General features: G+C 72.3%; 19 protein-coding genes, 1 tRNA gene and 1 pseudogene. 5 read left to right on the forward strand and 16 right to left on the reverse strand.

Features of this window, described 5'->3' with window-relative positions:
- Positions 1 to 30: 30 nt before the first annotated feature.
- A pseudogene (locus ACFYZQ_RS28460) lies at positions 31 to 999 on the reverse strand (lysylphosphatidylglycerol synthase transmembrane domain-containing protein); the annotation flags it as partial.
- On the opposite strand from ACFYZQ_RS28460, the gene ACFYZQ_RS28465 reads away from it, so the two are divergent.
- Entirely contained in the window at positions 959 to 1141 is a 183-nt protein-coding gene (locus tag ACFYZQ_RS28465; RefSeq protein WP_389153899.1) for a hypothetical protein, read from the forward strand. The pseudogene ACFYZQ_RS28460 and the gene ACFYZQ_RS28465 sit on opposite strands and share 41 nt — an antisense overlap.
- A gap of 133 nt (positions 1142 to 1274) precedes the next feature.
- Here the strand turns inward: ACFYZQ_RS28465 and ACFYZQ_RS28470 are convergent, their stop codons facing one another.
- The 4 genes from ACFYZQ_RS28470 to ACFYZQ_RS28485 all read right to left on the reverse strand — a co-directional run bounded on the left by ACFYZQ_RS28470 (position 1275) and on the right by ACFYZQ_RS28485 (position 5064).
- On the reverse strand, positions 1275 to 2330 hold the full coding sequence (locus tag ACFYZQ_RS28470) for a methyltransferase domain-containing protein (protein ID WP_389153520.1): 1056 nt from the start codon (positions 2328 to 2330) through the stop codon (positions 1275 to 1277).
- Complete coding sequence (locus ACFYZQ_RS28475; RefSeq protein ID WP_389153522.1) at positions 2327 to 3526, reverse strand: glycosyltransferase family 4 protein; 1200 nt, start codon at positions 3524 to 3526, stop codon at positions 2327 to 2329. The genes ACFYZQ_RS28470 and ACFYZQ_RS28475 overlap by 4 nt, the downstream gene beginning before the upstream one ends.
- Entirely contained in the window at positions 3523 to 3921 is a 399-nt protein-coding gene (locus tag ACFYZQ_RS28480) for a 6-pyruvoyl tetrahydropterin synthase family protein (protein ID WP_389153525.1), read from the reverse strand. Before ACFYZQ_RS28480 ends, ACFYZQ_RS28475 begins: the two co-directional genes overlap by 4 nt.
- Before the next feature lie 162 nt (positions 3922 to 4083).
- A complete protein-coding gene (locus ACFYZQ_RS28485) occupies positions 4084 to 5064 on the reverse strand; it encodes a zinc-binding alcohol dehydrogenase (protein WP_389153528.1) in 981 nt (326 codons plus the stop codon).
- A gap of 121 nt (positions 5065 to 5185) precedes the next feature.
- Here ACFYZQ_RS28485 and ACFYZQ_RS28490 point away from each other — a divergent pair, with 121 nt between their 5' ends.
- Entirely contained in the window at positions 5186 to 5947 is a 762-nt protein-coding gene (locus ACFYZQ_RS28490) for a CDP-alcohol phosphatidyltransferase family protein (RefSeq protein ID WP_389153531.1), read from the forward strand.
- Between the two features lie 70 nt (positions 5948 to 6017).
- On the opposite strand, the gene ACFYZQ_RS28495 is transcribed toward ACFYZQ_RS28490, so the two are convergent.
- The 4 genes from ACFYZQ_RS28495 to fusA form a co-directional block, all read right to left on the reverse strand.
- A complete protein-coding gene (locus ACFYZQ_RS28495) occupies positions 6018 to 6767 on the reverse strand; it encodes a YcnI family protein (RefSeq protein WP_389153534.1) in 750 nt (249 codons plus the stop codon).
- Between the two features lie 40 nt (positions 6768 to 6807).
- Positions 6808 to 7404, reverse strand: a complete 597-nt coding sequence (locus tag ACFYZQ_RS28500) for a hypothetical protein (RefSeq protein WP_389153537.1) — start codon at positions 7402 to 7404, stop codon at positions 6808 to 6810.
- 87 nt (positions 7405 to 7491) lie between these two features.
- Positions 7492 to 7707 (reverse strand): hypothetical protein, encoded by a 216-nt coding sequence (locus ACFYZQ_RS28505; RefSeq protein WP_389153540.1) that lies wholly within the window; start codon positions 7705 to 7707, stop codon positions 7492 to 7494.
- A gap of 356 nt (positions 7708 to 8063) precedes the next feature.
- Positions 8064 to 10163: an elongation factor G gene (gene fusA, locus ACFYZQ_RS28510; RefSeq protein ID WP_389153546.1), complete on the reverse strand. Its 2100-nt coding sequence runs from the start codon at positions 10161 to 10163 to the stop codon at positions 8064 to 8066.
- A gap of 960 nt (positions 10164 to 11123) precedes the next feature.
- On the opposite strand from fusA, the gene ACFYZQ_RS28515 reads away from it, so the two are divergent.
- Positions 11124 to 12380, forward strand: a complete 1257-nt coding sequence (locus ACFYZQ_RS28515) for an MFS transporter (RefSeq protein WP_389153549.1) — start codon at positions 11124 to 11126, stop codon at positions 12378 to 12380.
- 92 nt (positions 12381 to 12472) lie between these two features.
- Here the strand turns inward: ACFYZQ_RS28515 and ACFYZQ_RS28520 are convergent.
- From ACFYZQ_RS28520 to ACFYZQ_RS28540, 5 genes are all read right to left on the reverse strand, one after another.
- A tRNA-Leu gene (locus tag ACFYZQ_RS28520) sits at positions 12473 to 12557 on the reverse strand.
- 233 nt (positions 12558 to 12790) lie between these two features.
- Complete coding sequence (locus tag ACFYZQ_RS28525) at positions 12791 to 13468, reverse strand: GntR family transcriptional regulator (RefSeq protein ID WP_389153552.1); 678 nt, start codon at positions 13466 to 13468, stop codon at positions 12791 to 12793.
- Positions 13469 to 13610: 142 nt separating this feature from the next.
- A complete protein-coding gene (locus ACFYZQ_RS28530) occupies positions 13611 to 14558 on the reverse strand; it encodes a beta-ketoacyl-ACP synthase III (protein WP_388797403.1) in 948 nt (315 codons plus the stop codon).
- Between the two features lie 138 nt (positions 14559 to 14696).
- On the reverse strand, positions 14697 to 14825 hold the full coding sequence (locus tag ACFYZQ_RS28535) for a hypothetical protein (protein WP_361448894.1): 129 nt from the start codon (positions 14823 to 14825) through the stop codon (positions 14697 to 14699).
- On the reverse strand, positions 14800 to 16128 hold the full coding sequence (locus ACFYZQ_RS28540) for an OFA family MFS transporter (RefSeq protein WP_389153555.1): 1329 nt from the start codon (positions 16126 to 16128) through the stop codon (positions 14800 to 14802). Before ACFYZQ_RS28540 ends, ACFYZQ_RS28535 begins: the two co-directional genes overlap by 26 nt.
- Positions 16129 to 16306: 178 nt before the next feature.
- On the opposite strand from ACFYZQ_RS28540, the gene fdhD reads away from it, so the two are divergent.
- The gene (gene fdhD / locus ACFYZQ_RS28545; protein WP_389153558.1) at positions 16307 to 17155 is read left to right on the forward strand and encodes a formate dehydrogenase accessory sulfurtransferase FdhD; all 849 of its coding nucleotides are present in this window, start codon (positions 16307 to 16309) and stop codon (positions 17153 to 17155) included.
- Between the two features lie 60 nt (positions 17156 to 17215).
- Here fdhD and ACFYZQ_RS28550 read toward each other — a convergent pair whose 3' ends face one another.
- Positions 17216 to 17653, reverse strand: a complete 438-nt coding sequence (locus tag ACFYZQ_RS28550) for a MarR family winged helix-turn-helix transcriptional regulator (protein WP_389153561.1) — start codon at positions 17651 to 17653, stop codon at positions 17216 to 17218.
- Between the two features lie 122 nt (positions 17654 to 17775).
- On the opposite strand from ACFYZQ_RS28550, the gene ACFYZQ_RS28555 reads away from it, so the two are divergent.
- Positions 17776 to 18693, forward strand: coding sequence for a zinc-binding alcohol dehydrogenase family protein (locus ACFYZQ_RS28555; RefSeq protein WP_389153564.1), 918 nt, complete (start codon positions 17776 to 17778; stop codon positions 18691 to 18693).
- Between the two features lie 36 nt (positions 18694 to 18729).
- On the opposite strand, the gene ACFYZQ_RS28560 is transcribed toward ACFYZQ_RS28555, so the two are convergent.
- Positions 18730 to 19743, reverse strand: coding sequence for a bile acid:sodium symporter family protein (locus ACFYZQ_RS28560; protein WP_389153888.1), 1014 nt, complete (start codon positions 19741 to 19743; stop codon positions 18730 to 18732).
- Positions 19744 to 19788: the final 45 nt, after the last annotated feature.

Raw genomic sequence — 19788 nt, forward strand, 5'->3', positions numbered from 1 at the left:
GGCGACGAGGACCAGCGCGCCGGGCAGGGCGGCCACGAAGCTGAGCACCCCGTACACCACGGCGACGGCCAGGCCGCTGCTCGCGCCCAGCCCGGCGGCGGCGAACGCCCAGGCGGTGACGCCCTCCCGGGGGCCGAAGCCGCCGACGTTCAGCGGCAGGCCCATGGCGAGCAGGGCGAGCACCGCGAGCGGCAGCAGCACCGGCACGGATGCCGCGGATCCGGCGACGCGGGCCGCCACGACGAACATCGCGAGGTGTCCGGCGAGGACGACGACGGAGGACAGTGCGACGCCCGGCCCGCTCCGGCGCGACAGCAGCGCGCGGCGGGCCTCGTCGAGGTTCGTCCGCAGGGCTCCCCGGCGGGAGGGGGCGCGGTTCATGCGGACGGCGAGGACGACGGCGAGCGCGCCCGCCACGACGAAGGCGACCGGCGCGGCGAAGCTGCGGGCGTCGTCCCGCACCGGCGAGGGCAGTGTCAGCAGCGCCGCCCCGCCGATCAGGACCAGCGCGATCTGACCCGCGACCCGCTCCAGCACGACCGCTCGGACACCGCGCCCCATGTCACCGGCGCTCTGCCCGTGCCGCACCGCCCGGTGCACATCACCGAGGACACCACCGGGCAGGGCCGCGTTCAGGAACAGCGCCCGGTAGTAGTCGGCCACGGCCGCCCCCAGGGGCAGCCGCATCCCGAGACCACGGGCCACCAACTGCCAGCGCCAGGCGCTGAACACCGTGGTGACGACGCCGATCACCACCGCGGCGAGGAGCGAGCCCGTGTCGATCCGCCGCAGCCCGTCGAGGAACACGCCCGTACCCAGCCGCCACAGCAGCACGGCGAGGATGACGACTCCGGCGACCGTGCCGAAGTGGCTGCGCACGGCGGGGGTGTTGATGCGGCCGAGGAATGAACGGGGGCCCTTGCGGGGGGAGGTGGGGGGCGCTGCCACGGAGCCGGGCATGTGGTGGGCCTCCGCCGCATCCGGTACGGGCGCGGGCATCGCCACCGCATCCCGTGCGGCCGCGGTGCCCGCGGGCAAGCTCGCGGTCCTGCGCACGCGAGGCCGTCCGCCCGCCGTGGGCTGCACACGCGCGCGGGTGGCCGCTCGGGCCGTGCGCGGCTTCGTGGCACCGGGCGCCTGAAAGGTGCGGGGTGCGCCGGCCCGCGCGGTCCGCGCGGTGCCCGGCCGGGTGGTCCGGGCGCTGGCCGCGAGCGTCGTGCGCACGCCGGCCGGCCGCACGGCCGCGCCGCTCCCCGTCTGCGGGGCCCCCGCGCTCACGCCGCGCCGCCCGTCGGCCTGGGCAGCGCCAGCAGGTCGCTGTGGTGGACGGTGACGCGCAGCTCGCCGGCGGCGCAGGCGGCCAGGCGGTCCTGCAGGTAGCCCTCGGCGCGCTCGGCCAGTTCGGGTCGCTCCTCCACGGCCGCGCCGACCCAGCCGCGCAGCCACTGGGCGGTCAGTTCGGCGTCGTCGGGGCCGAGGCGCCAGGGGCTCGGGTGCACCCGCACGGTCGCGCCGCGCTCGCCGAAGGCCTCGCAGGCCACGGTGACGGCGTCGGGGCCGAGCAGGCCGCCGCGCCGCTGGTGGGCGTTGAACGCCTCGGCGATCTCGGCGTCCAGCGGGTGGGACGGGCCGAGTTCGACGCGTCCGGCGACGGACAGGGTCAGCAGTGCCGGGCATCCGGCGCCCACGCAGGCCTCGGCGAGGGCCTCGACCTCTGCGCGGGTGAGGACGTCGAGCAGTGCGGAGGCGGTCACCAGGGAGGCACCGGCCAGGGCGTCCGGGGTGAGCCGGGCGACGTCGGCGCGTCGGGTCTCCACGGTGACCCGGCTGCCGTCGGCGGCCGCGCGGGGAGAGGCGACGGCGGCGAAGTGCAGCAGGTAGGGGTCGCGGTCGTGCAGGATCCAGTGCTGGGCGCCGTCCAGCCGGGGCGCGAGCCAGCGGCCCATCGAGCCGGTGCCGCAGCCCAGGTCGTGCACGGCCAGACCGCCGCACCGGCCCGGCAGGTTGGCCAGCCGGATCCGCAGCGGGTCGAGCAGGTCAAGCGCCCGGGCGAGCGCGTCGGCCCCCTCGCGCAGCTGGAGCCACTCGGGCGCGTACCGGGGCGGTTCCTCGGGTTCGGCGTCCCGCAGTCGTACGGTGGCCCGCTCACCGGGGCGGGCGACGGGGCCCGCCCCGGCGATCACGCCGTACGGGTCAGTCTCGCCGGGGGCGATGTCGTGCCGCGGTGCGGGTTCGGTCATGTCCGTCGCCGCCTTCACTGCCGTGTCCGGCACCTCGCGGGGGCCGGGCTGGGCCGGGATTCCGTCGGTGGTCGTGGTCGTCCGGCTCATGCCGCCCTCCGGGGTTCGTCGGGGAGCCGGAGCAGGACTCCGGCCAGGCTGCGGGCGGTGGCCGCCCAGCCGCCGAGGGCCGCGCGGCGGCTGCGCGCGGCGGCCTTCAGGCGGCGGCGTACGTCGGCTTCGCCGAACCAGCCGCGCAGTTCGGCGGCGAGGGCGGCGGGGTCCTCCGGCGGTACGAGGATGCCGGGCACGCCGCCGTCGGGGGCACGGCCGACCGCTTCGGGCAGCCCGCCGACGTCGGTGGCCATTACCGGGATGCCGCGCGCGAGGGCCTCGGTGACCGCCATGCCGTAGGTCTCGGCGTAGGAGGTGAGGACCATCAGGTCGGCGGCGGCGTAGCTGGCGTCGAGGTCGGCGCCGGCGCGCGGGCCCGCCAGGTGCAGGCGGTCGCTCAGGCCGTGCTTCTCGATGAGGGCGCGCAGGTGGGCGACGTACTCGGGGTCCTGGTTGAGGCCGCCCACACAGGTGCAGGTCCACGGCAGGTCCCGTACCGCGGCCAGGGCCTCCACCAGCCGGTGCTGGCCCTTGCGCGGTGTCACCGCGGCCACGCACAACAGGTGGGAGACACCGTCGGTGCCGGCGGCGAGGGGGGCGATGTCGGCGCCGGGGGCGGCGACGTGCACCCGCTCGGGAGCGAGCCCGTGGTGGGAGACCAGACGGCGCACCGCCCAGTCGCTGGTGGCGATCACGGCGGGCACCGCCCGCAGCACCGCGCGCTCACGGGCGTCGAGGTCGGCGGCGACGGACGGTTCGAGGCCCGTCTCGTCGCCGAGCGGCAGGTGGACGAGGACGGCGAGGCGCAGCCGTTCGGCCTCGGGGACGACGATCTCGGGCACACCGCAGGCGACCAGCCCGTCCAGCAGGACGACCGAGCCGTCGGGCAGCTCCCGCAGGGTACGGGCGAGCGCCTCGCGGGCGGCGGCGCCGGGGCGGGGCCAGCTGCCGTCCACGGGGTGCTTGGTGGCCTGCCAGCCGAAGCCGGGCAGGTCCAGGCAGACCCGCCGGTCGTAGGCGTTGCCGCCGCTGGGGTTGGCCGGGTCGTCGATGCCGCCCGGCAGGACGAAGTGCACGGTGCGCAGGGACATGGGGATGATCCCGACGTGGTTCGAGGCCGCGCGCTGGGCGGGCACGTAGGCGAGCGGCGACGCGCCGTCGGCGGGCGGCCGGTCGATGGTCGTGTCGGTCACAGGGCACGCTCGTAACTCGCCCAGGCGATGTGCGACTCGTGCAGGGTGACCGTGATACCCGCGAGTCCCCTGGCGCCCTCGCCGAGGGCGCCCTTGTGGACGCGTTCGGCGAGCCGGTCGGCGATGACCTTGGCCAGGAACTCGGTGGAGGTGTTGATGCCGGCGAAGTCGGGCTCGTTGTCGAGGTTGCGGTAGTTCAGCTCGCTCACCACGGCGCCCAGTTCCTGGGTGGCCAGGCCGATGTCGACGACTATGTTGTCGTCGTCCAGCTGCTCGCGCCGGAAGGTGGCGTCCACCAGGAAGGTGGCGCCGTGAAGCCGCTGGGCGGGCCCGAACACCTCGCCGTGGAAGCTGTGAGCGATCATGATGTGATCGCGGACGGTGATGCTGAACAACTGACGACCCTCCAGGTGCGGCGCGTCCGGTCCCCAGCCATTCCCTGCCGGGGGATGCCGTGTATTACGGCTCTTCGCTTCCCCGCGTTCAGCCGTTCCTCACTCTTTTCTCAGGTCAGGCGCTCTTGCCGGTCCGCCGGTCCTACCTGATTGATCGTTTCGTCAGCCGTGGTCGGTGTACCGCACCCGGTGGCACAGCGCCGGAACACGGCCGGAGGCCAGCTCGGGCAGCACGTCGGGGAGCTCCTCGAACGCCGACTCTCCGGTGATGAGCGCGTCCAGGGCGGGGTCGGCGAGCAGGTCCAGGGCGAGGGCGAGCCGGTCGGCGTAGGTGCGGCCGGGGCGGGCCGGGGAGACGGTGCCGACCTGGCTGCTGCGCACGGTCAGCCGCCGGGAGTGGAAGGCCTCGCCGAGCGGGAGGGCGATCCGCCGGTCGCCGTACCAGCTCAGTTCGACGACGGTGCCCTCGGCGGCGAGGAGTTCCAGCGACCGGGTCAGGCCGGCTTCGGTGGCGCTGGCGTGGACGACCAGGTCGCAGTCGCCGAGGGCGTCCTCGGGCGAGGCGAAGCCGACGCCCAGGGCCTCGGCGGTCGTGGCGCGCGCGGGGTCGGCGTCGACGAGTTGCAGCCGTACGCCGGGGAAGCGTGCCAGCAGGGCGGCGACCGAGCAGCCGACCATGCCGCCGCCGACCACGGCGATACGGTCGCCGACCAGGGGCGCCGCGTCCCACAGGGCGTTCACGGCCGTCTCCACGGTTCCGGCGAGGACGGCCCGTTCGGCGGGCACGTGCTCGGGCACCACGGTCACGGCGCTCGCCGGGACGACGTAACGGGTCTGGTGCGGATACAGGCAGAACACCGTGCGGCCGGCCAGCTCGTCCGGCCCCTCCTCCACGACGCCGACGCTGAGGTAGCCGTACTTCACCGGCCCCGGGAAGTCGCCCTCCTGGAACGGCGCCCGCATCACGTCGTACTGGTTTACGGGAACGCCCCCACGGAACACGAGCGTCTCGGTGCCCCGGCTCACCCCGGAGTACAGCGCGCGGACCAGGACCTCCCCCTCGGCCGGCGCCGCGAGGGTCGTGTCGCGGATCTCGCCGTACCCCGGCGAGCGAAGCCAAAACGCGCGGGCCGAGTGGTTCATCGGCGTCCTCCTGAACGATCGGGAAGTTGTTCACGTACCGAGGTGTGCACAGGGAGATGTGCACAGGCCGCGCACAGTACGCGGCGTTGATCGACTCTGTCACTCGGCCGGAGGATGTGCGGTGGCCCTGAACAACACGTACGAAGCGAGGCTGGTCCAGCAGGAGACCGCTGTGGGAGCGGGCGTCCAGATCCTGCTGCTGGCCCTGCTGGGCTCCGCGATCGGCATGGGGCCGGCCGGCTGGCTGACGGGCCTGGTGTTCGCGATCGCCACCTGGGCGGTGCTCTCCCGCGCGCTGCACCGCTCCCGGCTCAGTTCCTTCGGGCCCGCCAACCGCGTCACCCTCGGCCGGGCCACCCTGGTCGGCGGGGTGACCGCACTGGTCGCGGACTCCTTCGAGAGCTCCCCGCCGGTCACGCTGCTGGTCGGCCTGACCGCGGTGGCCCTGATCCTGGACGGCGTTGACGGCAAGGTGGCCCGCCGCACGGGCACGTCGACGGCGCTGGGCGCCCGCTTCGACATGGAGGTCGACGCCTTCCTGATCCTGGTGCTGAGTGTGTACGTGTCGACGCAGCTCGGCCCGTGGGTGCTGCTGATCGGCGGTATGCGTTATGCGTTCGTCGCCGCGGCCCGTGTCCTGCCCTGGCTGAACGCGCCGCTCCCGCCGTCGTTCGCCCGCAAGACGGTCGCCGCGCTGCAGGGCATCTGCCTGCTGCTGGCCGGCGCGCAACTGCTGCCGTACGCCGTCAACCTGGGGATAGCGCTGCTGGCGCTGGGGTCGCTGCTGTGGTCGTTCGGGCGGGACGTGCGGTGGCTGTACCGGTCTTCCCGGACCAGCCCGGTGATGCCGGCGGAGGAACTGTTCGAGCCCGCACTGCCGTGAACCCGTCGGGCACACGGAAGAAGGCCCCGGACCAGTTGTCACTAGTCCGGGGCCTTCTTCGTGCGTGGGCCTACGAGCGTGCGGACCGTCCCCGTACGAGGGCGAAGGCCGCCGCCGCGAGGCCGAGCAATCCGACGACGAGGCCGGCGACACCGAGACCGCGCGCGGTCGAGTCGCTGCTGGAGGCGGTGACCGCCTTGGTGCTGCCGGGGCTCGTGAGGCCGGTGGGCGAACTCGTCGTGGCGCTGTCGCCGCTCTCGCCGCCCTCGGCGGACTTCGCGGTGAGCTTGAGCACGGGCGCCGGGTCCTCCGGCTCGTCGGCACCCTCCTCGGGCTGCTCGATCCAGCGGACCGTCTTGCCGTCGGAGTAGGTCTGCAGAGTCTTGAACGTCAACTCGTCGGTGTCGTCAGGCAGTTGACCGAAGGCGATGTCGAAGTCCTCGTAGTGCCCGGCGGTGATCTTCCCGCCGGTGAAGGTGACCTGGGAGGCGGCCTCGGTGATGGTGCCGTCGTCGGTCTTCACCGGCTTCTTGAGCTTGGTGGTCGTCACCTTGGCGCTCCAGCCGTCCCGCGGGGAGACCAGCACGCCGAGGACCGGGTGGTCGGTGGGCAGGAAGACCTGCACCTTGGTGGTGGCGGCGCTGTCCTCCTCGTTGGGGACGCGGAAGGTCAGCACCCCGTCCGTGGCCCCCTTGGCGTAGCTCTCGGGGTGGACGGTGACGTGCGCTGAGGCGGCGCCCGCCGCGGCGAGGACGCCGGCGGCGGCGAGAACGGTGACGAGCCCGGCGCGACGCGCGTTGTTGGACATGCTGATGGACATGGGTGAGTGGATCTCCGTACGTACTGGGAAATGTCGCTGGTCAGATCGGGTACGGGATCCGGGCCGGGGGCCCTCGACGGTGCACCGCGTGCCGCAGCGGGAGCAGCCGGGGCGCGCCGGGGTCGGTCTGGGCACGCAAGGGTCCGTCGAGGAGCGCGGGCAGCGGGACGTCCCGCCACCAGGCCACCAGGCAGGGCACCAGGGCGACCGCCCGGCGCAGCAGCGAGAACAGCGCGGCCTCGCCGCGCCTGAGCCACCAGGACGCGACGAGGGCCGCGAGGATGTGGGCGGCGGTGGCGTGCTCGGTCACCGCGTGCGGACCGGCCATGCCGGCCATGACGTGGCCGCGCATGGCGGCCATGGCGTGCCCGGACATCACCGCCGGACGATGGGCCGCGTCGAAGGCGAAGTGCAGCCCCGCCTGAGTGGCGAGCATGGCCACACCGATCCCCGGCAGCGTCCGCTCCCGCCCACCGAGCAGCCAGCCGAGCGCGAACACGCCGAGGAACCCGGCGGCGTCGATCCGCACCGGCGGCATGTGCCCCATGGCGAGCCCGTGCCCGGCGGCAGCCAGCAGCACGCACACCGCGGCGAACACCGCGGCACGCAGACTCCGTACGGCCGGGGACGCGCTCATGGTGAGGGATCCTCCCACGCCCGGCTGATACGTGGCTCGCCGCTGCCCCGTTCAGTCGCGGCTTCAGGTCACCATGCGGACCGGCGACTACTCGATCTCCGTGACGTCGATCAGTCGCAGCAGGTCGGCGCGGCGGCAGCCGACGAGAGCGGCCCGGTGAACGGCCCTCAGCAGCAGGTGAGCGACGACCTGCCCCTTGAATCCGTCCTTCCCCTCGCCGAACCACTCTTCGGGTTTCTCGATGCCGAGGCTGTTCAGGACCACACCGTGTTCGCGACGGATCTCGGCGACGGTGTCCGCCACCGCGTCGAGAAGCGTGGCTCCAGGCCGCTCGCACTTCAGGGCGAAGCGGCCCAAGTCCTCGGGGACACACCCCTCGGGCGGATGCGCGCGAAGCGCCGCACAGCGAGGGGCGTCGAAGCCGCCGGTGCCGAACGCATCGTCCGTCAGGGCGAACCGATGGTGCCCGGCAGGGACGGGAGGCGGCGGAGGTACGTACTCCCACCCGGCGTCCTCGTACAAGCGCCACTCGAAGGCGTGACCGCGCGTGGATGCCGGACGGCCGGGTGGCGGGGGGGGGGGGGGGGGGGGGGGGGGGGGGGGGGGGGGGGGGGCCCGCGGGGGGGGGGGGGGGGGCCCCCCCCCCGCGGTTCGGCCGGCTACCGAGCAGGTGTCGCCGTCGGGGCCGGTGCGTAGCCGGTGGGGCGGGCGGTGAAGGTGCCTCGGCCCTGGGTCCGGCTGCGCAGGCGGGTGGCGTAGCCGAAGAGTTCGGCCAGTGGCACGGTGGCGGTGAGTACCGCCGCGCCGGCGCGGGACTCGGAGCCGGTGACCCGGCCTCGTCGTGCCGCGAGGTCGCCGAGCACACCGCCGACGGCGGCTTCGGGCACGGTGACCGTGACCTCGGCGACCGGCTCCAGCAGGGCCATCGCGCACGCGCGCAGCGCGTCGCGGAGTCCCAGCCGGCCCGCCGTGCGGAACGCCGTCTCCGACGAGTCCTTCACATGCGTCGACCCGTCCGTCAGCGTCACCCGCAGTCCGGTCACCGGGTGACCGCCGAGCGGTCCCTCGGCCAGGGCGTCCCGGCAGCCGGCCTCCACCGCACGCACGTACTCCTGCGGCACCCGGCCGCCGACGACGGCCGAGCGGAACTCGAAGCCGAGGCCGCCGGGTTCGGCCGCCAGCGGCTCGACGTCGAGGACCACATGCGCGAACTGCCCCGCGCCTCCGTCCTGCTTGACGTGCCGGAAGACCAGCCCGGAAACCCCGCCGACCACGGTCTCCCGGTACGTCACCCGGGGACGGCCGACCGTGACCTCCGGTCCCGACTCACGGCGGATCTTCTCCACCGCGACCTCCAGGTGCAGCTCTCCCATGCCCGACAGCACCGTCTGACCGGTCTCGGGGTCCGTACGCACCACCAGTGACGGATCCTCCTCGGCGAGCCGTGCCAGTGCCGAGGCGAGACGGCCGGTGTCGGAGCCGCGGCGGGCCTCGACCGCCACCGACACCACCGGGTCGGCGGCCACCGGTGGCTCCAGGACGAGCGGAGCGGCAGGATCGCACAGGGTGGAGCCGGCCCGGGCGGACTTCAGTCCGGCCACGGCGACGATGTCCCCGGCGACCGCCCGGTCCAGCTGGGCGTGCCGGTCGGCCGTCACCCGCAGGATCCGCGCGACCCGCTCGGTGCGCAGGGTGCCCGGGTCCCACACGGTGTCTCCCTTCTCGACCGTGCCCGAGTAGACACGGAGGTACGTCAGCCGCCCGGTGGCGGTCGCGTTGACCTTGAAGGCCAGCGCGGCGAAGGGGGCTTCGGGGTCGGCGGGGCGCCATTGGTCCGCCCCGTGATGGGTCCCGCGTACGGGCGGGACGTCCAGCGGGGACGGCAGATAGGCCACCACCGCGTCCAGGAGCGGTTCGACGCCACGGTTGCGGTAGGCCGAGCCGCAGAGGACGACCAGGCCTTCTCCGGTGCGGGTCAGGTCGCGCAGGGCGGTGACGAGGGTGGGCGTGGATACCGTCGACGGGCACGTCGCCGTGTCGACGGTCGGTTGCATACAGAATTCCTCCATCGCCGCCGGATGCAGTTCGGCCACCGCCTCCTCCAGCGCCCGGCGCCGCCGCCACGCCGCCTCCCGCAGCGCCTCGGGCACCGGCCCCTCCTCGACCGTGTCTCCTCCGTCGGGCCACACCAGCGCACGCATCCTCACCAGGTCGACCACGCCGATGAAGGCGTCCTCCGCTCCGATCGGCAACTGCACGACGAGCGGGGCCGGGTGCAGACGCTCCCGGATCGACGCCACGGCCGCGTCGAGGTCGGCGCCCGCCCGGTCCAGCTTGTTGACGAAGGCGATCCGCGGTACGCCGTGCCGGTCGGCCTGCCGCCACACGGACTCGCTCTGCGGCTCGACCCCCGCCACGGCGTCGAACACCGCCACCGCCCCGTCGAGCACGCGCAGCGAGCGCTCGACCTCGTCGGCGAAGTCGACGTGGCCCGGCGTGTCGATCAGGTTGATGCGGTGGCCGTCCCAGGCACAGCTCACCGCGGCGGCGAAGATCGTTATGCCGCGGTCGCGTTCCTGGGGGTCGAAGTCGGTGACGGTCGTGCCGTCGTGGACCTCGCCGCGCCGGTGCGTGGTGCCGGTCGCATACAGGATCCGTTCCGTGACGGTGGTCTTGCCGGCGTCTACGTGAGCGAGGATGCCGAGATTGCGGACGGCGGCCGACCGGCCGGTGGGGTGAGGACGGGGTGCGGTGCGCATGGCCCGATGCCTTTCGCAGGGATATGGAATGGGCGGCGCGATTCCCGGGCAGTCAATAGCCGACCGACCGCCGACAGATTCCTCGGTGGTCACCGAGGTGACGGACGCGGCGGGCGAATGCGAGATATGTCAGCCGTGTGCCAGGGGGTTCCGGTGCCGGCCGCGCAGCGGGCACCGGGCGGACGAGGACACGAGGATCACCTCGTACCGGGAACGGGGAGCGGCGGCGGCATGGTCACGCACGGCGCGGCTCCCCTCACTTGTCGACTCGTCATGGACGGCGCGGTCCGGCGGTTGCGGCGCGCGACGCATCGTGAGTGTAGGGACGGCGACCGGCCCGGGGCACGGAGTTTTTTCTCCGTCGCCGGTTTGGCCGAAGCTCCCGAACGGGCGGAGAAATCCCCGAGATTCCCTTTCCGCACCGTTTCTTCTTGCTCTTCCAGGAATTCCTTCCACCGTCCCCGACATTTTCCGGACATCCACCCGACAGACATCGGCCAACTTCGCGACGCGGGTAGAGCGTTGTCCCGCCCGGCACGCCGCCCGATTCCGCCACAAGGGGAGGGTTGCTCCGTATCCGCGTCTGGCCGAAAAACGATGGTCGCGGATCGCTCGCAGAACACCGGTCGGCGGTGGCCGGAAACCCGGCCGCCCTTCGTCAGGGTGGCGATCACACCGCCCGGCGCACGGCCGTTGTGCCGCGCCCGCCCATGGGTGGGCGGCCTCGGCCGCCGTCGAGGGACGGTCTTCCGCGGCACCGGAACGCCTGGTGCGGACCTGCTGCTCGTACCGGACATGGCCGAGAAGCCAGGATTCCGGGGGCCCGACCGGGGTGCCACGCCACCACCGGGGCAGTGCTCGAGGGGTGGCCGGTGGACACCCTCCCGCTCCTCGAGCAGGCCTAACCTGTTCCGGCAGCAGCCTTGAAATGATCACGGCAAGCAGATGGATTGGACTCGATTGGACACGCACAAAACGCGGAGGACGAGGTTCACCACGCTGCGCCGCGGCCTGATGATCCCGGCACCCGCGCTGGTACTCATCGCGGGAACGCTCCTCTCCCGCGTGGGCGACTCCCTCGCCTCCCTCGGCATGGTGCTGGACGCGGCTGACCGAGGTATCCGCTGGGGGGTCACCGAGGTGTTCCTCGCCGAGCTGATCCCCACCGTCCTCGCCGCGCCACTCGTCGGGGCACTGGTGGACCGGCTCAGCGCCCGTACGGTGTGCCTGTCGGCGCTGGCCGTACAGGCGACGTCCTTCGGCACCGCCGCCGCCGTGGACGGCTTCCACGTGCGGGTGGCGCTGATCTCTCTGTCCGGGCTCGCCGGCGTGGCGTCGGTGACGGCCGGTTTCAAGATGCTGCCGGTGGTCGCCGGCTCGGAGCACACCGGGCGGGCGAACAGCTTCCTCACCGCGGGGCTGTCGACGGCCGGGCTGATCGGCCCGCCGTTGGCGGGTTTCCTGCACTCCGCGCGGGGCACGGCGTTCCTGCTCGCCGCCGACGCGGTGTCCTTCCTGGTGCTCGCCGGGTGCACGGCGGTGGCCGTCCCGCGCCGTACGGACGTGGCCGTCGGCCGTCGGCCCGCCACCAAGATCTCCGACGGCTACCGCGCCCTGCGCGACGCGCCGGTGGTGGGCATGCTGTTGCCCACGCTCGCGGCGGCGATGCTGGCCACCAGTGTCGAGGGGGTCGCCGGCGTCTTCTATCTGCGGGGCGTGGCCGACGGCAACGAGACCCTCTTCGGGTTCTTCCTGGCCACCTGGGCGCTGGGCAGCGTCCCCGGCGCCCTCCTGGCCGGACGCGCCGGCTGGTCGGCGCGGCACACCGCGCTCATCCTGGGCGGCGTGCTGGGGATCTCCGTCGCGCTGCTGTCCGCCGGGCTGCTGCCTGTGGCCGCGGTGATCTTCCCGTTGTTCCTGCTGGGCGGATTCGGCAACGGTATATGCAATGTCGGTCTGCGAAATGCGGTGCACAGTCAGGTGCCGGCTCAGGTGCACGGCAGCGCGTGGGCCTGCTATCAGGCGCTGTCACGGATCTGCATCGGCCTGGGCTACGTCCTCGGCACCCCGAACTCCCTCGTGTCCAGCAGAGGCCAGGTGATCATCTCGGGTGCCGTCCCGCTGGCCTTCGCCCTGTGGGCGATGCTCGGCCTGGTCCGCCGGGGCCAGCCGTTCCTCGGCGAGTCCCCGGCCAAGATCGGCGAGGCGTCGGGCTGACGGGACGGGCATGCCGACAGCGCGGACACCGTGGAGAACACGGCCAACGCGGAAGGGCGCCGACCGCTACCGGTCGGCACCCTTCCGTGAAGTGTCCGAGGGGGGACTTGAACCCCCACGCCCGATAAAGGGCACTAGCACCTCAAGCTAGCGCGTCTGCCATTCCGCCACCCGGACAAGGTGTCTGCCGCCTTACCGGGGGAGTTCCCCGCGGCGACATGGACAACAATACCAAGCTTTCGGAGTGCGTTTCACCTGCGTATCCGGCGTGTGGGCAGGACCACGGGGGCCGCTGCGCCCATGGCCCCGCACCTTCACATCAGGTGAACGCGGTCTCACTCTGCGATGGTCCGGTAGTGCACGGTGCAGATATCTCGCCGCCCGGGTGAGGAAGAAGGCGCCGGCTGTGGTCAGGACCTGTCGCGCTCGTGATAGGAGTGCCTGGTGTGCTCGGTGTGCATCCGCATGAGCCAGGCGGCGCGCTCCTCGTCGCGGTCGGCGATGGCTTCGACCAGTTGCTCGTGCTCCTTCCAGGACAGTTCGCCGCGCGTTCGGGCCACCGGTGTGTAGAGCCAGCGCACCCTGCTCTCGACCTGCCGCCCCAGTTCGGCGAGCACCGCGTTGCCCGACAGCTCCATGATCTTGGCGTGGAACACGCTGTTCAGGGCCACGGCGCCGGCGATGTCCTGGTTCGCGACGGCCGACCTGCCCCGTAGCAACAGCTCTTCGAAGGCCTCGAGGATCCCGTCGTCCGCGTTGGCGGCGGCTAGCCGGGCCGCCTCGGCCTCCAGAAGCGTACGGACGGTCAGGAGCTGGTCGGCCTCCGCCTCGGTCGGCTCGTGCACGAAGGCTCCCTGTGCGGGCCGCAGATCGACCCAGCCCTCGGTGTTCAGCCGTTGCAGCGCCTCACGCACCGGCTGCCGGGACACCCCGAGGTGCCCGGCGAGCTCGCTCTCGACGAGGTGCTGGCCGGGCTGCAGCGCACGGGTGGTGATGAGTTCGAGCAGCGCCTCGTAGACGCGGTCGCGCAGCGGGCCGGGGCGTTCGAGCTTGGGCACTGCTCCCTGCGGCAGTCCGGTCGACAACATCGCGGGTCCCCCTTCTGGGCATACCGTCCGCCGTTGACGGCACGCTTGTATGCAGTGGACGCCCAGTATCGATTGCGTTTTGTCTACGATCTACGGCGCACAACCGACCGTAGGCCGTGAACCGGGCGCGTGACTGGTGATCTCAAGGGCACCGTACGACCTGCCCGGCATAGGACAGATTGCCGCCGAAGCCGAACAGCAGCACCCGGTCCCCGCTGAAGAGTGCGCCCTGCTCGGTCAGTTTGGAGAGGGCCAGCGGAATGCTGGCGGCGGAGGTGTTGCCCGATTCGGTGACATCGCGCGCGACCACCGCGTTGACGGCACCGATCTTCTCGGCCAGGGGTTCGATGATGCGAAGGTTGGCCTGGTGCAGGACGACCCCGGCGAGTTCCTCGGGGGCGACTCCGGCACGCTCGCACGCCCGGCGGGCGATCGCCGGCAGACGGGTGGTGGCCCAGCGGTAGACGCTCTGTCCTTCCTGCGCGAACCGCGGCGGCGTGCCCTCGATCCGTACCGCGTGGCCCATCTCCGGCACGGAGCCCCACAGCACCGGCCCGATCCCGGGCTCCTCCCCCGCGCCGCACGCCTCGACGACGACGGCCCCGGCTCCGTCCCCGACGAGCACACACGTGCTGCGGTCGGCCCAGTCGGTCACCGCGGACATCTTGTCGGCGCCGATGACCAGGGCGCGGCTCGCCGCGCCGGCGCGGACCGTGTGGTCGGCGGTGGCCAGGGCATGGGTGAACCCGGCGCACACCACGTTGACGTCCATGGCCGCGGGCTCCGGGATGCCGAGCCGGGCGGCGACCCGGGCCGCGGTGTTCGGGGAACGGTCGATCGCCGTGGAGGTGGCCACCAGGACGAGGTCGATGTCCGCGGGGGCCAGGCCCGCCGCCGCGAGGGCCTTGGCGGCGGCGTGCGACGCCAGTTCGTCGACCGGCTCGTCGGGGCCGGCGAGATGCCGGGTGCGGATGCCCACCCGGCTGCGGATCCACTCGTCGCTGGTGTCGACCATGCCCGCCAGGTCCTCGTTGGTGAGCACCTTGGCGGGCTGGTGGTGACCGATGGCGGTGATGCGCGAGCCGTTCAACTGGAATCCCCCTCGTTCGGCGTGGGCGGCGGGATCCACCAGTCTGGGCAGTGACTCACGGGTACGACGGCAGGTGAAGCCACAGGAATCGGGCCCCCCTGTTGTCGGCTTCCGTCAGACTCTCGGACGCCCAAGCATTCACCCGGTGAACAGCTGGGTCGCCTTCTGCACGAGTTCGTAGAGCCCGTACCCGAGCGGCGCCGCGACCCACAGCCAGGCGAACGCGATCAGCCCCCGTCGGCTAGGCGGACTGGTGTCGCTCGACATCGGCGGCCTCCCTCGGTGCGGGGATGTGGTGACGGGCGTGGACGGGGCGGACGAACTCGTTGGCGACGAAGCCGACGACGAGCAGTCCGATCATGATCGCGAACGACAGCCCGTAGAGCGCGGATCCGTGCTTGCCGGCCGCTTCCTGCCGGTCGGCGATCCAGTTCACGATCAGCGGGCCGAGCACACCCGCGGTCGACCAGGCGGTGAGCAGCCGACCGTGGATCGCACCGACCTGGTAGGTGCCGAAGAGGTCCTTCAGATAGGCCGGGATCGTCGCGAAGCCGCCGCCGTAGAAGGAGAGGATCACCAGTGCGCACAGGACGAACAGGGGCTTGGCCGCGTCGCCGGCCAGCGCGAGGAGCAGATACGTCAGCGCTCCGACGCCCAGGTAGACGCGGTAGACGTTCTTGCGCCCGATCAGGTCCGAGGCCGAGGACCAGCCGATCCGGCCGGCCATGTTGGCAGCCGACAGCAGGGCGACGAATCCGGCGGCCGCGGAGGCCGACACGGGCGTGGAGGTGCCGGCGAAGAAGTCCGAGATCATCGGGGCGGCCTTCTCCAGGATGCCGATGCCGGCGGTGACATTGGTGCAGAGCACGATCCACAGGCACCAGAACTGGGGAGTGCGCACCGCACTGCGGGCCGACACCTGAACGCCGGTGAGGGACTGCACGCCGGCGCCCTCGGGTTTGTCGGTGCGTGGCACCCGAACGAGGAGGACGCCCAGCGACATGAAGACCGCATACGAAAGACCGTGCACCAGGAACGCGAGCGCGATCCCGGAATGGTCGGCGCCGAAGGAGTCGAGCATCTGGGCCGACCACGGTGAGGCGATCAGCGCACCGCCGCCGAAGCCCATGATGGCGATACCGGTGGCCATGCCGGGGCGATCCGGGAACCACTTGATCAGAGTGGACACGGGCGAGATGTAGCCGATGCCGAGACCGATTCCGCCGACGAACCCGTAGCCGAGGACGATCAGCCAGTACTGCTCCGTCTGCGCGCCGAGCGCGGAGAGCAGGAAGCCGGAGGAGAAACAGACGAGGGCCACGGTCATCGCCCAGCGCGGGCCGTTTCGTTCGACGAGCGTGCCGCCGAACGCGGCCGACAGACCGAGCATCACGATGGCCAGCTGGAAGGGCAGGGCGCTCTCGGTGCCGTCGAGGTGGAGCGCGGCTTCGAGCGGCGGCTTGAACACGCTCCAGGCGTAGGCCTGACCGATGGAGAGATGGACGGCGAGAGCGGCGGGCGGAACGAGCCAACGGCTCCAGCCCGGGGGCGCGACAGGGGGACTGCTCATGCTGCCGGACGGTAGGTGCGGGAAGGTGGTTGATCAAGCGGACGGGTCGGCCGTATGCGATGAGCGGTATGCAGAATGCGGTGAACGGTCGGCGTCCGAGCACGAGCAACCCGCGGAGCGCAGGCGTGCTGCGCAACGGGCTGCGTCCTTGCGACGTACGTGCAGGACAATGAGGGGCATGGGACGAGTCACGGAACGACGCAAGGTGATCCGCATCCGGGACGGGGCGGTTTCCAGCCGTCCGGACACCCTGGTCGCCGAGGAGCCCCTGGAGATCAGGCTCAACGGCAGCTCGCTCGCGATCACCATGCGCACGCCCGGTGACGACTTCGCGTTGGCCGCGGGCTTCCTGGTGAGCGAGGGCGTCCTGGCCACCACGGACGATCTGCTGAACATCGTCTACTGTGCGGGGGCGACGGCCGACGGTTCCAACACCTACAACGTCGTGGACGTGAAGACCGCGCCGGGCGTCGCGCTCCCCGACTTCACTCTGGAACGGAACGTCTACACCACCTCCTCGTGCGGGCTGTGCGGCAAGGCCAGCCTGGACGCGGTCCGTACGACGGCCCGCTGGCCCATAGCCGACACTCCCCCGGTGCGTGTCGCGCCCGAACTGCTCGCGAGCCTCCCCGACCGGCTGCGGGCGGCCCAGCGGGTGTTCGACCGTACCGGCGGCCTCCACGCGGCGGCCCTCTTCGACGAGGGCGGGGAACTGCTGGACGTCCGGGAGGACGTGGGCCGGCACAACGCGGTCGACAAGCTGGTGGGCCGTGCCCTGCAGAACGGGGACCTGCCCCTGTCCCGCACCATTCTGCTGGTTTCCGGCCGGGCTTCCTTCGAGCTGGCCCAGAAGGCGGTGATGGCGGGCATCCCGGTGCTGGCCGCGGTCTCGGCGCCGTCCTCGCTGGCGGTGGACCTGGCGGCCGAGACCGGGTTGACCCTGGTGGGGTTCCTGCGCGGGAGTTCCATGAACGTGTACGCGGGCGAGGACCGCATCGCCCTGGAGGCCCCGGCCGCCCGGCGCTGACCGGAAAGGCCGGGCGGGTCAGGAGACGAACCGCACCTGCTGCGCGCGCACTGGCCGCCGTCAGTTCTCGGTGCCGGAGATCCGGACCAACAGGGCCATGAACTGGTCCCGTTCGGCCGCCGAGAGCGGGGCGAGCAACGCGTCGTTCGCCTCTCGGGAAACCTGCTCGCAGCGGGTGAGCAGTGCGGCCCCGCCACCGGTGAGGGAGACCGCGTTCTTGCGGCGGTCCGCGGGGTCCGGTGCACGGACGACGAGCCCTTGGGTCTGCAGGTCGTTCAGGACGCCCACCAGGTCCTTGGGATCGAGTCCGATACTGCGGCCGAGCTCGGCCTGGGCGACGGGACCGAGATCGCGGACGGCGGAGAGCACGACGTGGTGCCACATCTTCATGCCCTGCGTCGCCAGCGCCTCGGCGACCAGGGCGCGGCCGCGGGCCGCCGCCCGGCCCAGGAGCCAGCTGGGAAGGGACCGGATCGCGTGGAGAGGGGCTTCGGGCATGGGAACAGCCTACCCAAGGATCATTGGACTTCCCAACGAATGACCTATACCGTTGGTCCTCCCAACGATTTCGGGCCCTCGACAGGTGCTCCCGTGCTCTGTTCGCTTTCCGTGGAGGTGCGATGCGTCGCGTCCGGTACGAGTTCCCAGGCGGCCCCCTGTTCCTGGAGGACGCCCCCGTTCCCAGGCCCGGCCGGGGAGAACTCCTTGTCCGTACCGAGGCCGTCGGCGTCACCCTGCCGGTAGTGCGCAAGGTCGCCGAGGCCGCCGAACCGATCCCGCTGGGCGGTGAGATCGCCGGCGAGGTCGTGGCCGTAGGCGACGGGGTCACCCGGTTCGAGGTCGGCCGGCGCGTGACGGGGCTGTGCTTCGGGCACGGGTACGCCGACTTCGCGGTCCTGCACGAGGCGATGGCCTCCCCCGTGCCCGAGACCGCCTCCGCCGTCGACGCGGTCACGCTGGTGCGCAGCGGGCTGGTCGCGCTCGGCGCCCTGGAGGCGGCGCGGCCCGAGCGCGGCGAGGCGGTACTCGTCACGGCGGCGGCGAGCGGGGTCGGTCACCTCGCCGTCCAGCTGGCGCGGGTGCGCGGAGCCGCCCGGGTGGTGGGCGCCGTCTCGGACCCGGCAAAGGCGGGCTTCGTCCGCTCCCTCGGTGCCGACGACGTCATTTCGTATGCGGACGACAGCTGGGGCGATCCCGTCGACTACATATTGGATGCAGTCGGCGGCGACCTGCTCACACCCGCGATCGCCGCCCTCTCCCCCGGCGGCCGGCTGGTGGCGTACAGCTCGGGCGGCGGCACCGTCCAGGCGTACGACCTCCTGGTGGGCGCCAAGTCCGTGATCGGGTTCCAGATGGCGCGGATCGCCCGCGGACAGCCGGACCTTTACGAGCGCCTGCGGCTCGAGCTGTGGCGGTTGTTCACCGAGGGTGTCTTGAAGCCCGCGGTGCACGGGGAGTTCGCGCTGACGGACGCTGCCCGCGCCCACGAGGTCATCGAGTCGCGGAGCAATCTCGGCAAGGTGGTGCTGCGCCCCTGACCCGTCCCGCCGCCGAAGTGGGCAGCCGGGCCTTCCTCACCGCTTCGGCCCGGTGCCGGCGGTGGCCCGTGACGCCGAGCCCGGCGCCGACGGGGGCGTCACGGACGCCTCGGGATCGTGTGCCCGGCGCCGGGCGATGACCGCGCACACCATGAGCTGCATCTGGTGGAAGAGCATCAGGGGCAGCACGGCAAGCGATGCGTGCGCACCGAACAGCACGCTCGCCATGGGCAGCCCGGAGGCCAGGGACTTCTTCGACCCGGCGAACTGGATGGCGATCCGGTCCTCGCGACCGAAGCGCAGGGCACGGGCGCCGTACCAGGTCAGGACGAGCATCACGGCCAGCAGAACGGCCTCGACGGCCAGCAGTTCGACCAGCCGGACCGCGCTCACCTGGTGCCAGATGCCGCGCACCATGCCTTCACTGAACGCGGTGTAGACGACCAGCAGGATGGATCCGCGGTCGACCAGGCCGAGGACCTTCTTGTGCCGCGTGACGAAGCCGCCGATACGGGGCCTGAGCAACTGCCCGGCGACGAACGGCACGAGCAACTGCAGCACGATCTTCAGCAACGAGTCGGCGGAGAACCCTCCGCCGTCCCCGCCGAGCAGACCGGCCGCCAGCAGCGGCGTGAGCACGATCCCCACCAGCGAGGAGAAGGAGCCCGCGCAGATCGCCGCCGGCACGTTCCCGCGGGCCATGGAGGTGAACGCGATCGACGACTGGATCGTCGACGGAACGAGCGTGAGGAAGAGCAGCCCTTGGTAGAGCGGCTGGGTCAGCAGCGCCGGCACCAGGGCGCGCGCTGCCAGTCCGAACACCGGGAAGACGACGAAGGTGCAGGCCAGAACGGTGACGTGGAGCCGCCAGTGCTTGAGTCCGTCCACCGCCTCACGAGTGGACAGCCGGGCGCCGTAGAGGAAGAAGAGAAAGGCGATCGCGGCCGTGGAGGCACCGGAGGCGACATCGGCGGCCACGCCCCGCGCCGGCAGCAGGGCGGCGACACCCACCGTCGCGAGCAGCAGCAGGACGTACGGGTCGATCGGCATCCGACTCGGCCGGTGCAGGCGTTTCACAGTGCTCCATCCATGCTC

The sequence above is a fragment of the Streptomyces sp. NPDC001843 genome, from assembly GCF_042891955.1.
Classification (GTDB): Bacteria; Actinomycetota; Actinomycetes; order Streptomycetales; family Streptomycetaceae; genus Streptomyces.

Excerpts from the sequence above, each read along its gene's own strand:
- ACFYZQ_RS28495 (WP_389153534.1), bottom strand. The coding sequence starts at position 6,767 with ATGTCCATCAGCATGTCCAACAACGCGCGTCGCGCCGGGCTCGTCACC.
- fdhD (WP_389153558.1), top strand. The coding sequence starts at position 16,307 with ATGGGACGAGTCACGGAACGACGCAAGGTGATCCGCATCCGGGACGGG.
- ACFYZQ_RS28555 (WP_389153564.1), top strand. The coding sequence starts at position 17,776 with ATGCGTCGCGTCCGGTACGAGTTCCCAGGCGGCCCCCTGTTCCTGGAG.
- ACFYZQ_RS28535 (WP_361448894.1), bottom strand. The coding sequence starts at position 14,825 with ATGTCGAGCGACACCAGTCCGCCTAGCCGACGGGGGCTGATCGCGTTC.
- ACFYZQ_RS28470 (WP_389153520.1), bottom strand. The coding sequence starts at position 2,330 with ATGAGCCGGACGACCACGACCACCGACGGAATCCCGGCCCAGCCCGGC.
- fusA (WP_389153546.1), bottom strand. The coding sequence starts at position 10,163 with ATGCGCACCGCACCCCGTCCTCACCCCACCGGCCGGTCGGCCGCCGTC.
- ACFYZQ_RS28525 (WP_389153552.1), bottom strand. The coding sequence starts at position 13,468 with ATGTTGTCGACCGGACTGCCGCAGGGAGCAGTGCCCAAGCTCGAACGC.
- ACFYZQ_RS28550 (WP_389153561.1), bottom strand. The coding sequence starts at position 17,653 with ATGCCCGAAGCCCCTCTCCACGCGATCCGGTCCCTTCCCAGCTGGCTC.
- ACFYZQ_RS28465 (WP_389153899.1), top strand. The coding sequence starts at position 959 with ATGTGGTGGGCCTCCGCCGCATCCGGTACGGGCGCGGGCATCGCCACC.
- ACFYZQ_RS28540 (WP_389153555.1), bottom strand. The coding sequence starts at position 16,128 with ATGAGCAGTCCCCCTGTCGCGCCCCCGGGCTGGAGCCGTTGGCTCGTT.
- ACFYZQ_RS28485 (WP_389153528.1), bottom strand. The coding sequence starts at position 5,064 with ATGAACCACTCGGCCCGCGCGTTTTGGCTTCGCTCGCCGGGGTACGGC.
- ACFYZQ_RS28560 (WP_389153888.1), bottom strand. The coding sequence starts at position 19,743 with ATGCCGATCGACCCGTACGTCCTGCTGCTGCTCGCGACGGTGGGTGTC.
- ACFYZQ_RS28500 (WP_389153537.1), bottom strand. The coding sequence starts at position 7,404 with ATGAGCGCGTCCCCGGCCGTACGGAGTCTGCGTGCCGCGGTGTTCGCC.